Source organism: Streptomyces sp. NPDC050264 (assembly GCF_040655895.1).
Lineage (GTDB): Bacteria > Actinomycetota > Actinomycetes > Streptomycetales > Streptomycetaceae > Streptomyces.
The window spans coordinates 220,298-232,300 of record NZ_JBFAKV010000011.1 but is presented as its reverse complement, the minus strand read 5'-3'; the positions used below and the strand labels follow the sequence as shown (position 1 = coordinate 232,300).

Below are 12,003 nucleotides of genomic sequence, written 5' to 3'. Positions count from 1 at the left end.
GGCTCATTCTGTCGGGGCCGTGCCGGTGCCGGGTCAGCGATCGGAGCGGAGTGTGTTCAGTGTTCGGTCACGGCCGTGTGCGTAGTCTTCCTGGCCCGCGTGGAGGTAGTACTTCGTCCAGTCGCTGTCGATGCCATGACCGCGGCTGTCACCCCAGGCCCTGACCATTTTCTCGACATCGTTCTGACCGGCGTCGTAGGTCTTGGCGTTCTCCTTGGTGGCTTCAAGGTTCGCCTCGGCGGTGTGTTCCTTGTTGGACTCGTACGCCCACACGTCGATCGCCTTCGACGTGAGGTCTCCGGCAGGAGTGATATCGGCGACGGGGTTGAACATGAGTGCCGTGCTGAAACCGGTGCCGATCCCGTGGTTGAAGTCGGCGGCCCACTGCGTCTTCTTGAACCGTTCGTCGAAGATGATGTCCGACCGTATGCCGTCGTAGGCGCCCATGGCGCGTGAGGACTCGACGATGCGGTCATGGATCGTCTTGTCACCGGCGTCTGCGGGAATGCCGGACAACACATGGTTCGAGTACTGCTGTTCAGCTCCGTAGAGATGTCCGAAGGCCTCCGGGTCGTCGGCCACACCTCTCATGACGGCCGCGAGGCGTTGATGCCCCACCGTCATGTGCGCACCGTCCTTGTCGCTCCAGACAGAACCCGAGCTGTCCCAGTCGACGTCGTACTTCGATGACGACTCCGCGTAGATCTCGTGCGTGTCGGGGGCGTACGAAGTCAGCACGTGCGCCAGGGGTTTGGCCAGGTTCGTCGGAAGCTTCTGCGCCTGATCGTCCGAGTACAGGGTGTTGATGGTGTTCTGCAGGATGCGGGCCTGCGGCTCGGTGTGCTGTCCGGCCTCGTGGTAGCTGCCCGGGGCTTCGCCCGTCGTGGCGGCCTCCAGAGCGGCGCCGAACCCCCTGCGGACGTCTCCGTCCTCCGCCATGACCGGCATGCCCGTCGTGGTGCCGCCGGGCGGAGTCGCGTAGTGGTCGACGACGGTGTCCCAGTCCCGCCCGTGCAGCAGGTACTTCAAGTTGTCGTTGTGCGCCGGATCCAGGTACTCGGTGCTGGTCTTCGGGTCCTCGGACATGATGCCGAGGACGCCGTCGAGCGGGTCGTTGGCGAACCAGCCGCGGTCCTTGCCGCTGAAATCGTCCCGCAGCGACCAGATGGATTCGGTGTGGCCCTTGCCCGTGTACGACTCCTCCGCCTTGCGGATGTCGTCCGCGGTGTCCTCCAGGAACTGCCCGGAATAGCCGTTCCCCTGCTGCATCAGCGTGACCAGGCTCTGGTAGCCGCGGACCTTCTCGTCCGGGATCGGGCTGAGGCCGTCCACCGTGAACTGCGCGGCTCCCGCCTTCTGCATGTCCGCACGGAAGTCCTTGTAGAACGCGGAGTTCGGGTCGCGGGTCGCGGTGGCCAGCGTCATCGCCAGCCCGTGTCCGAGGTCCGTGTACCGGCCGGCGTTCTTCTTGTCGTCGTAGTGCCCGAGGCTTTCGAGGTTGTTGGACAGCTCCAGCGTCCCCCGCGCGCCGAGGTCATTGAGCAGGGTCCGACTGAACGCCTTGTCGTCCGAGTTGTCGCGGAAGAGCCGCTGAAGTTCCTTGTAATCAGCCGCAGTTGCCTTGCCCGAGTCGACGCGCGTCGCGATGTCCTTGGCCTCGTCGGCCTCGTACTTCTCGATGTCGCCCTGCGCCTGGCCGTTGAACCCGTTCGTCGTGCCGTCGGTGGCGACGGAGTCGATCACGACGGCGTTGAAAGCGATCTCGACTCCGTCGTCGGCGTCGCTCACGTCCTTCACGCACTGATCGATGCGCTGCTGCCACGAGGCGACGGACGTCCTGACGCTCTCCTGATAGTCGGGGTCGTGGGCCAGCGCCTGATGTTCGCTCTGGGTGAGCTTGCTGTAGTCGTACGTGACGACGCCCTGGTCCGACACCAGCATGCCGGCCTTGACCGCTTCGTCCCGAGACGTCTTCAGCTTCTTGTGAAGATCCACGAACTGTGTATGTGCGTCACGGAAGAGGGAGGCGATCGCCTTGCTCTCGACCTGGGCGTTCTGGAATTCCTTGAGCGTGATGTCGAAGGTGCGGTTGGCGGCATCCGCGCTCAGTCCGGACCACGTAGGGCCCATGGATATGCCGTGCACGTCCCGGCGATACGCGGTCTCCTGCTTGTGGAACTCCTTGGCCATGCCGTCCCACCGCTCGGCGGCGGTGCTGAGCGTGGACAGGTCTGTGCTCATGATCTCGTGATACGTCGGCATGATTCCCCCTGGTACGGCTGAGTCGGCAATGGAGCTGAGCCCGATGGGCTCAGAACGCATCCAGCGATGACGAGGCGCCCACCTGGGTGCGGACACCGAAGTCCGTGCCCTGCAGGACGTTGTTGGCGCCCCGCAGGGCACCCTTCTCCGATGCAAGCCTCTTCATCAGGCTTTGCACCTGCTCGTCCCACTTCTTGTGCGCCTTCTTCACCGCGGAGGAAGTCACCCAGCCATGACCGTCCTTGGCGTCGAACGCCTTGACGACCGCACCGGTCTGCTCGTCGGCGTAGTCCCCGGACTTCTTCGTGTCCGGCTCGATGTGCTGCTCGATCGCCGCGGCCGCGGCCCGCTTCTCGGCAGGCGACGAGGCCAGGTCCTTCCGACCGCCTGAAACACCAGGAGGATTCGCCGTGCCCTCGGGGTCGGCGGGAATCTGGTTGAGCTGCATCCGTGTCGAGTCGTGCCCCGTTGTGGCCATGGCTTCCACTCTCCCCCTCGAGCGATGGGCCTTGCGTCTTCATTTGGATACGTGAACTGCCCGGGTGTGGCAGCAAAGGCGGGCGGAGGCGCCGGATTTTGCCGACGGCTTCGCCCGACGAGGACTGCCGCTACCGCTGCGGGCAACACTATGCCTTTCGGCCTGACGCGGTCGCGAGGTGAAGGGCGAGGGCGCCGCTTGAACGGGGCACGGACCGGGCGCCCGGCGCCTCGATTGGCCTTGTCTGCACGGTAGTTGGGGTCGCACATGCCGCGGTACACGGTGGCGACCCCGGCCGTGAGCTGCGCGTAGGTGTCACCGTCCTCGCCTCCTCGGACGACGGTCGGCCCGACAGCGTCGCGATGCTCACCGACCGGATCCGCGCCCGCAAGGCAGCCGCGGCGGTCGTCGAAATTGAGCCTCACGACCCTCGGCCCGACGAGACCGTCGAGCGAAGGCGGATGTTCAGAAGCTCCATACGACCTGCGGGCCCCCAGAGGTCCGCGGGACGCGCGTTGCCCGGCGCTCGGGTCGGCCGAGTCGGCCGGGCGAACGCCTCGACGCCATCGATCAAAGGGGCGGTGACCCGGCACTCGCCGACGTCGTGTCAGCCCTCTTCCGGCCGGACGGGCCGTAGGAGAGAGGATGCCCGTGGCAGGCGTCTCGGTGAGGGTGATGTCCTTGCGGCGCCACCAGACGTTACGTGGCCTCCACCTCATTATCACACTTTCTCCACGATGTCCTACAGCTGTTTCTCGCCAACGAGGCTACTTCGAGGCTCACTTGACGGGGCATCATGATCGTCCGGTGATACGATTTCGGGCACATGCCACGTGGGCTTTCTCCTCGATGGTGGCTACAGCCAGGGGCTCTCCGGGTGGTGAAGGCTGCCCGTAGCCGAGGGCCCGCATGGATAGATTCCGGGAGCTGGACTCCAGCCGCTCAAAGAGAGTCACATGACGAATTTTTGGCAGGATCCGACAGTCTGGGCGCTTGCTGCCGGCGTCCCTGTCGCGACCACGGTTGTCGTTCGCCAGCGAAAAACGATCAAAGCGTTACGCCGTCAGAAGCAGGGCGTCGAGGGCGAGATAGGTGCACTCCAGGGCAGCTACGCTCACCTCGAATCCACCCTCGAAGAGCTACGGAGCGGCTACGACGAGGTTGTCCGGCAGGCCAAGGAAGAGGCGGAGAACGCCACAAACACCGTACTGAAGTCCGCGATGCAGACACTCCAGGGCCTCGCGGCGGAGCAGCAGCGGGCCATCTCCGGGCTGCAGAGCAAGTACGGCGACTCGGCCGTGCTGCAGGATCTGCTGGACGTCGACCACATGAACGCTCAGTTCAACAGGCGCGCCCAGTCGATCGCCGTGCTGTGCGGAGGGTGGCTCGGCAGGCAGCGGGAGGCGGCGTCGGTCTATGACGTGATCCGCGGCGCGCAGGGCCGCATCCGGCACTACCAACGCGTCGACGTCCTCTCGCAGGTGGACTTCGCAGTGGCCAGCCGCGCGGTCGAGCCGGTCGCGCTGACGGTCGCCGAACTGCTCGACAACGCCACCAGCTATTCGGCGCCGTCGTCCATGGTCGAGATCAACGTGCGGACGGTACCCAGGGGTATCTGCATCGTGATCGACGACGCGGGCGTCGGGATGAGCGAGGAGGAGAAGACGAACGCCTCGGTCCTCCTGGCCAGTGAGTCCGCGGTGAGCGTCGCCGAGCTCGGCAACCCTCCCGCGTTCGGTTTCGCGGTGATCGGGGCGTTGTGTGCTCGCTTCGGATTCACGGTCACCATTGACAGCACATCCCCTTATGGGGGCGTTCGCGCGGTGGTGATGGTGCCGAAGGACCTGCTGACCGATGCGCCGGAGCCGAAGAGGCCCAGTGCAGCGCTGGCGACCGACTCCGGCCCGAGGGGCAACGGTTCGGGTCCTGCGGAGACAGCCGACGGGCTGCCCAAACGAAGGAACAGGCGCGCCATGGCGCTCGTGTCCGACAAGCAGGTCGCCTCATCTCCGCCGCCCGCCCGGTCGGCGGAGGCAAGGGTGGCGGCCATGGGGGCCTTTCAGCGCGGCACTGTCGACGGCCGAAGTGCGGGGGTGCCGGCCGTCGAACACGAGTCCAGTCCTGCCGATTCACACAAAGGAACCGATGCCCCGTGAGTAGCGACGAGCTGTCCTGGATGCTCGAGGACGCGTTGGCGATTCCCAAAGCCCTGCACGCAGTCCTGATCTCTGCCGACGGCTTGCAGATGTCCCGCACGTCGGAGCTCGGTCGGGACGAGGCCGACAAGGTCGCCGCTGCCGTGAGTGGACTGCAGTCCCTCAGCCGGTCCGTCGCCTTCTTCTGCGGTGACACCAGTGTGAATTGGCGACAGACCCTCATCGAGTTCGACGGCGGCTGGGTCTTCCTGAACGCGGCGGGTGGCGGCTCCTACCTCGCCGTGGCGGCGTCCGCCGATGTCGACATGGGAGACATCACGTACCGGATGCAGCAGCTCGTCAGCCGACTGGGCAAGGCGATGTCGACAGGCCGCCGCGAAGACACGGTCGCCGCTCATGACTGACACCGGCCGTTCCGAGTCCGAGTCCGAGCCCGAGCCCGAGGCCGGAGAATTAGTCCGGCCCTACGTCATCACCCGTGGACGTAACCTGCCCGACGAGAACGAGTTCTCGCTCATCACGCTCGTCACGACGGCCACCGACCAGCGGCAGCGTCCCCAGCGGCTCTCCCCTGAGGAGCAGCAGGTCCTGGAGATGTGCTCGAGCGGCTATCTCTCGGTTGCCGAGATCGCCGCGCACTCCCAGCTGCCTCTCGGCGTCGTCAAAGTTCTGCTCAGTTCCCTCGCCGAGGGGGGCTATCTGATCACCCGTGCGCCGGTGCCCACGGCTCGTCTCGCCGACAAGAATCTTCTTCAGGAGGTGCTCGATGGCCTCAAGGCCCTCTCTGGCTGAGGACGCGTACGTGCGCAGCGGTTCGGAGCAGACCGCGGTGAAGGTCTTGGTCGTCGGGCACTTCGCGGTCGGCAAGACCACGTTGATCGGCTCTCTCTCCGAAATCACGCCGCTGTCCACCGAAGAACACATGACGAGCCTCTCCGAGAAGGTGGACGACCTCAAGGGAGTACAGGGGAAGACCACCACCACCGTCGCCCTGGACTTCGGCCGCCTGACGCTCAGTGAGCGCATCGTGCTCTACCTGTTCGGGTCACCGGGACAGCAGCGGTTCGTCAACCTGTGGGACGACATGGCCCGCGGAGCGCTGGGGGCCCTGGTCCTGGTGGACCCCGAGCGACTGGCCGACAGCTTCGAAGTCATGGATCTGATCGAGACCTACGGCCTCGACTTCGCTGTCGCCATCAATCAGTTCGACGGCGGCACGGAACACACACCCGAAGCGGTGCGGGAAGCGCTCGACCTGCTGCCCGACACCCCGGTCGTCACCATCGACGCACGCGACAAAGAGTCGTCCGTGAACGCACTGATCACCATGGTCCGCTACCTGCAGAAGCGCGCCGCCCTGGAGCACGCATGACAACGCCCCCCGTACCTCCGCCCGGCTGCCCCGCACACGGCAGCGGCCAGCGCATATCCCTCGACACACCGGAGTTCGCCGCCGACCCGCACGCGTTCTACCGGTACATGCGTCAGTTCGGCCCCACGGCGCCCGTCACCATCGCCCCCGGTGTGGACGCGACCCTCGTGACGGACTACAGCGCGGCACTCGAACTTCTGCAGGACCCGAGCACCTTCCGCAAGGACTCGCGCCGGTGGCGTGCCCTCAACGAGGGCCACATCAGCCCCGACAGCCCTGTCCTGCCCTTGCTGTCCTACCGGCCCAACTGCATGTTCACCGACGGCGCCGAGCACCTGCGGCTGCGCCAGGCCATCACCGAGAGCTTCACCCGGGTCAGCAACAGCCGGCTGAGCAAGATCGTCAACCAGGCCGCTCTCTTCCTCATCAACCAGTTCAGCGCCCGCGGTTCGGCCGACCTGCTCAGGGATTACGCTCAGCAGCTGCCCCTGTACGTGTTCAACGAACTCTTCGGCTGCCCGGCGGAGATCGGCGACCGGGTGCTGTTCGGTATCTCCGGCATGTTCGACGGAGTCAACGCCGAACAGGCCAGCCAGGTCCTGGTCCAGGCGGTCGGCGAACTGGTGGCGTTGAAGCGTGCCCAGCCGGGTGAGGACATCACGTCCTACCTGATGCAGCATCCGGCGCAGCTGAGCAACGAGGAGTTGGTGCACACCCTGGTGCTGCTCCTCGGCGCGGGCGGCGAGCCGGAGGGAAACCTCATCGGCAACGGCTTCTACACGATGCTGACCAATGAGGAGTACGCGCGCAACGGACAGTTCGACAAGGCGCTCGACGACACCCTGTGGCGCAACCCGCCCATGTCGAACTACGCGCCGCACTACCCGGTCGCCGATACGGACGTGGCCGGCGACAAGGTGCGCGCCGGTGAGCTGGTCCTGGTGAGTTTCGGTGCCGCCAACACGGCGCTGGCGGACCAGGGGGCCGATACGCGCGGGCACCTTGCCTGGAGCGCGGGCCCGCACGCCTGCCCGTCGAAGGAGCCGGCCCGGCTCATCGCCCTGACGGGCCTGGAGGCGCTGTTCAACGCGCTGCCCGACGTCGAACTCGCGGTCCCCGCGGACAGTCTCGTCTGGCGGCCCGGTCCGTTCAACCGGGCCTTGGCGTCCCTGCCCGTTCGTTTCGGTGCGGTCAAACCACGTCCCGCGGCCCAGCCCCAGCCGACGGCGGTGCCACAGCACGGTCAGGCGCACCATCCCGTCACGCCCGGACCCGCGGCTTCGCAGGCTCCCGTGGGCAAGTCGGGCCGGAGCGGCTGGAGCGGCTTCGTGAAGTGGCTGACCGGCCAGTAGCCGTAGAACCCGCTGTGATGCACGTGACACAGGCAGTTGCTGTGGCCTGCATGAAAGATCAACTACTGGGGTAGGACTGCGCGGAGTGTCTGGAGTGACACAAGATGAAGGAGAGGCAGTGGGACCCGCAGCGACCTCCGCGCAACGTTCTGCAGTCAAGCGCCCGGGCCATCGGCGCGCTACTTTCAGTAGGAACAACCCGTGCACGGGCGGTGACTCCGACAAGCCACACGGTCGGATACCCGCCTCTCCCGGCGGGTATCTTTTTGCCTCCTCGCCCGCCGGCACATTACGTCCCCCTGCCCCCGCGCTCTACGAACGCTCCCAGCACCTCGAAGCGCGAGGGACACGATGATCCCGCAGCCGGAGACCGGCATACCGACAGCCGGCTCCGGAGAGACAACGCTCGGCGACCACGTTCTCGGTCAACTGCGGCGCTTCGGCGCCACGGTGGGGCTGAGCGAGGCGGACACCGCACTGTACGGACAGGTCCTGCTCGACTCGCTCTCGGGCGCCGCCCGGCGACCGTTGTCCCTGCCGCCGGCTTCCCCCAGCTTCATCTCCGATGACCACACACCGGTCGAGTTCTCCCTGGCCTGCACGGCGGACGCCGCTCCGGTGCTGCGGGTGCTGGTGGAGCCCGGGTACGGCCACAGCAATATGGCCGACAGCGCTCGCGCCGGGCTCGAGGCCATCCGCGCGATGGCTGCCCGCTGGGACTTCGCCACCGACCAACTCGACGCACTGGAGGACCTGTTCTTCCCCGCGTCGGCCGAGGGGCCGCTGGCCCTGTGGTACGCACTCGACCTGCGCGCCGGGGGAGTACCCGGGGTCAAGGTCTATCTGAATCCCTCCGCCGCCGGACCCGAGCACGCCGCACGGACCGTGCGGGAGGCGTTGCGCCGGCTCGGCTACGACAAGGGCTTCGCGAAGCTTCCACCTGGGGCGGGGTATCCGTTCGTCGCTCTGGACCTGGGCACCTGGAAGACGCCTCGCGTCAAGGTCTATGTGAGCCACCCGCGCATGTCGGCCGACGACGCCTGTGCGCTGAGTGGTACCTCCGGGTCCGTGGAAGCCGACGTCAGGTACTTCTTCCACGCAGCTGCAGGATCGTTTCTGCAGCCCGAGGGGGATACCGAGGACACGCTGCGGCTTCTCAGGCGGCCCGCGCTCACCTGTCATTCCTTCACCGAAGGAGACGCCGACCCGAGCGGCTTCACCCTCCACATCCCCGTACGCGACTACGTCCGCGACGACGAGGAGGCCTTCGCCCGGGCCACGGCCCTGCTGACCCGGTTCGGCATGGACCCCTCGGCCCTGGGCCGGGGCCTGCGCGCCCTCACCCGGCGGCAACTCGGCGACGGGGCCGGGCTGATCGCCTACCTCGCTCTCGTGTACGAGCGAAATCGGCAGCCCCGGATCACCGCCTATCTCTCCTCCGAGGCCTACGCCGTCCGGCCGCCGCAGGAGCAGTACGCGCAGGACGAACTTCAGTACCTGCAAGACGAACTCAGCGCGTCCTGAAACCCGGGCACAAGGCCATCGGCCACGCCACTCTCACGTCACCCCCCCCATGACACACAGAAGGAAGCCACGTGGAGCCGTACCGCATCAAAGTCGTAGAACCCATCGCGTTCACCACCCGGGCGGAGCGCGAGAACGCGCTGAAGCGGGTCGCCTACAACCCCTTCGACCTGCGTGCCGACGAAGTCACCATCGACCTGCTGAGCGACTCGGGGACCGGCGCCATCTCCGCGGAACAGCTGGCCGCGGGCATGAACGGCGACGAGTCCTACGCCGGCAGCCGCTCGTTCTACCGTTGGCACGAGGTCGTCTCCGAACTCACCGGCTACCCCCACATCCTGCCGGCACACCAGGGAAGGGCCGCCGAGCGCATCCTGTTCGCCTCGCTGCTCAAGCCCGGCACGAGTGTGCTCTCCAACACGCACTTCGACACCACCCGCGCCAACGTCGAACTGTCCGGCTGCCAGGCGTACGACCTGCCCTGCGCCGAGGCGAAGGACCTCGACAGCGACTATCCCTTCAAGGGCAACATCGACCTGGTCGCCCTTGAGCACGGACTGGAGAACGCAGACCAGGCGCCCGTGGCGGCCGTGCTGATGACCATCACCAACAACGGTGGCGGTGGTCAGCCGGTCAGCATGGAGAACCTGCACCAGACCGCCGCGCTGTGCCGCCGCTACGACGTGCCCCTGATCCTGGACGCCGCACGCTTCGCGGAGAACGCCTGGCTGGTGACCCAACGCGAACCCGGCTACGAGAACCGCACCCCCCGCCAGGTCGCCGAGGAAGCCTTCCGCCTCGCGGACGGCTGCGTCGTGAGCGCGAAAAAGGACGGCATCGTACACATCGGCGGCTTCATCGGTCTGAAGGACCCCGAACTCGCCGAGCGGTGCCAGGGCCTGCTCATCGCCACCGAAGGGTTCACCACCTACGGCGGCCTGGCCGGCCGTGACCTCGACATGATGGCCCGCGGGCTCCTCGAAGTCACCGAACCGGCATACCTCGCGGAACGCGCCGACATAGCCGGCTACCTCGCCGCACGCATCCGCGAAGCCGGGGTCGACATAGTGGAGCCGGCCGGCCTGCACGCCCTCTACGTCAACGCCGGGCGGCTTCTGCCCCACATCCCACCGCATCAGTACCCCGGCACCGCGCTGGTCTGCGAGCTCTACCTGCGCGGAGGCATCCGCTCGGCAGAGCTGGGCTCGCTGTACCTCGGCGAAGAGGACGAGCAGGGCAACCCCGTCAAGACCGCGCCCTACGAACTCGTGCGACTGGCGCTTCCCCGCCGCGTCTACACCCGCAGCCACTACGACCACGTCGCCCAGACCCTGGCGGACATAGCCAAGAACCCCGAATCGGTGCACGGCTATCGCGTCGTGGGCCAGTCACCGATTCTCCGGCACTTCAGCATCAAGCTGGAGCCTGTGCAGCCCAGCAACTGATCTGCCATCGCGCCACGGCGTCAGCCGGCCCATCGCATCGCACACGGCTCAGACTCGGGCGCCCTACGCGACCTGCTGGGGCGTTGAAGTGTGTTTCGTATGTGGCCGGCACGTCGCGCAGGTGCCATTCGAAGACTCATCGCAGCTGCTCGGAGGCGCAGGCGGTCCGGTGCGCCGGCACTGCCTGCTGGAACCCTGGCCGGGTGATCGTTTCGCTGGTGCACCAGGTGCCGGCGCAGCACGGTGCCGGGCCGGACCAGTAACCGGAGTCGGCGCAGGATCTGGAAGGCGCTGGCCGAGTCCGCGGTTTCGGCCGTGCGGCAGCCCGCAGCGCCGGCACTCATGACCCGGGTCGCGGACCGTGGCACGACCGGCCGCGGGACGGCCGGGAAGGCCGGTGCGGGGCTCACGGAGCGAAGGGGACACCGTCTGTGCGTCCCAATTCGCCGCTTGGACTGGTGATTTAGCCGATGGCGCCCGGGCCCGGTCCCCCGACTCTGGTCGGACCAGGTACCCGCACCCCCGTCAGGAGGGCTCCATGGGCTCCACACCTCGTCGTTCCCCGCGCCGGTTGTTCGGCGTGCTCGCGGCCACCGCCGTCGCGCTCACCTTCTTCTCCTCGGCCTCGACGGCAGGCGCCGCCGACGCCACGGCCACGGTCGCGCAGGCCACCACCAAGCAGTCCGCCGCCGTGCAGCCGTTGTCCACCAGTACGCCGGTCGTCTTCGTCCACGGCTACACCGGCAACGCCTCCAACTGGGTCACCGCCATGAGCGTCTTCCGCGCCAACGGCTGGTCCAGCTCCAACCTCTTCGCCTACGAGTACAACTCGTACGGCAACAACATCACCAACGCCCAGGGCCTCGCCACCTACGTCAACACCGTGAAGGCACGGACCGGCGCGAGCAAGGTCGCGATCGTCAACCACTCGATGGGCGGGCTGGTCAGCCAGTACTACCTGAAGGTGCTGGGCGGCAACAGCAGCGTCAGCCACCTCGCCTCGATCGCGGGCGCCAACCACGGCACCACCTACGCCAGTGCCTGTCTGATCTACACGACCTGCCAGCAGATGTACCCGGGCTCCTCGTTCATCTCCCAGATCTCCTCCGGTGACGAGACGCCCGGTACCACCAAGTACGCCACCTGGTACTCGGCGTGCGACGGCATCATCATTCCCTACACGAGCACCCGGCTCGACGGCGCGACCAACAACAACGTGGTCTGCCAGACCCACATCGGGTACCTGACGGACACCGTCGTACTCGGGCAGATCGCCCGCTTCGTCGCTTCCTGACCGTCGTCTACTGAACAACCCGGCTCGTCATGAGGCGGCCCCGTCCCCGGCAGTGCGACGCGACTGCCGGGGACGGGGCGCGTCAGCGACGTCCACTCTCCCTGGGCGTCACGGTCGGCG

The 12,003-nt window shown here is 66.9% G+C and carries 10 protein-coding genes; 8 read left to right on the top strand and 2 right to left on the bottom strand.

Features of this window, described 5'->3' with window-relative positions:
* Positions 1–33: 33 nt before the first annotated feature.
* Complete coding sequence (locus tag AB0J02_RS21910) at positions 34–2,241, bottom strand: hypothetical protein (protein WP_363195398.1); 2,208 nt, start codon at positions 2,239–2,241, stop codon at positions 34–36.
* 70 nt (positions 2,242–2,311) lie between these two features.
* Positions 2,312–2,740, bottom strand: a complete 429-nt coding sequence (locus AB0J02_RS21905) for a hypothetical protein (RefSeq protein WP_363195461.1) — start codon at positions 2,738–2,740, stop codon at positions 2,312–2,314.
* A gap of 956 nt (positions 2,741–3,696) precedes the next feature.
* Between AB0J02_RS21905 and AB0J02_RS21900 the strand changes: the two genes are divergently transcribed.
* From AB0J02_RS21900 to AB0J02_RS21865, 8 genes are all read left to right on the top strand, one after another.
* Positions 3,697–4,896, top strand: a complete 1,200-nt coding sequence (locus tag AB0J02_RS21900; protein ID WP_363195397.1) for an ATP-binding protein — start codon at positions 3,697–3,699, stop codon at positions 4,894–4,896.
* Between the two features lie 20 nt (positions 4,897–4,916).
* Positions 4,917–5,300 carry a roadblock/LC7 domain-containing protein gene (locus tag AB0J02_RS21895; protein ID WP_363195460.1) on the top strand — a complete coding sequence of 128 codons (384 nt, stop codon included), beginning with the start codon at positions 4,917–4,919 and terminating at the stop codon, positions 5,298–5,300.
* Positions 5,293–5,688, top strand: coding sequence for a DUF742 domain-containing protein (locus AB0J02_RS21890; RefSeq protein ID WP_363195396.1), 396 nt, complete (start codon positions 5,293–5,295; stop codon positions 5,686–5,688). The genes AB0J02_RS21895 and AB0J02_RS21890 overlap by 8 nt, the downstream gene beginning before the upstream one ends.
* Positions 5,663–6,268 carry an ATP/GTP-binding protein gene (locus tag AB0J02_RS21885; RefSeq protein ID WP_363195395.1) on the top strand — a complete coding sequence of 202 codons (606 nt, stop codon included), beginning with the start codon at positions 5,663–5,665 and terminating at the stop codon, positions 6,266–6,268. The genes AB0J02_RS21890 and AB0J02_RS21885 overlap by 26 nt, the downstream gene beginning before the upstream one ends.
* Positions 6,265–7,620, top strand: a complete 1,356-nt coding sequence (locus tag AB0J02_RS21880) for a cytochrome P450 (RefSeq protein ID WP_363195394.1) — start codon at positions 6,265–6,267, stop codon at positions 7,618–7,620. Before AB0J02_RS21885 ends, AB0J02_RS21880 begins: the two co-directional genes overlap by 4 nt.
* Before the next feature lie 351 nt (positions 7,621–7,971).
* Positions 7,972–9,144 carry a tryptophan dimethylallyltransferase family protein gene (locus AB0J02_RS21875; protein ID WP_363195393.1) on the top strand — a complete coding sequence of 391 codons (1,173 nt, stop codon included), beginning with the start codon at positions 7,972–7,974 and terminating at the stop codon, positions 9,142–9,144.
* Between the two features lie 71 nt (positions 9,145–9,215).
* Positions 9,216–10,589, top strand: coding sequence for a tryptophanase (locus tag AB0J02_RS21870; protein WP_363195392.1), 1,374 nt, complete (start codon positions 9,216–9,218; stop codon positions 10,587–10,589).
* A 538-nt stretch (positions 10,590–11,127) separates the two neighbouring features.
* Positions 11,128–11,883 (top strand): alpha/beta fold hydrolase, encoded by a 756-nt coding sequence (locus AB0J02_RS21865; RefSeq protein ID WP_363195391.1) that lies wholly within the window; start codon positions 11,128–11,130, stop codon positions 11,881–11,883.
* Positions 11,884–12,003 lie beyond the last annotated feature (120 nt).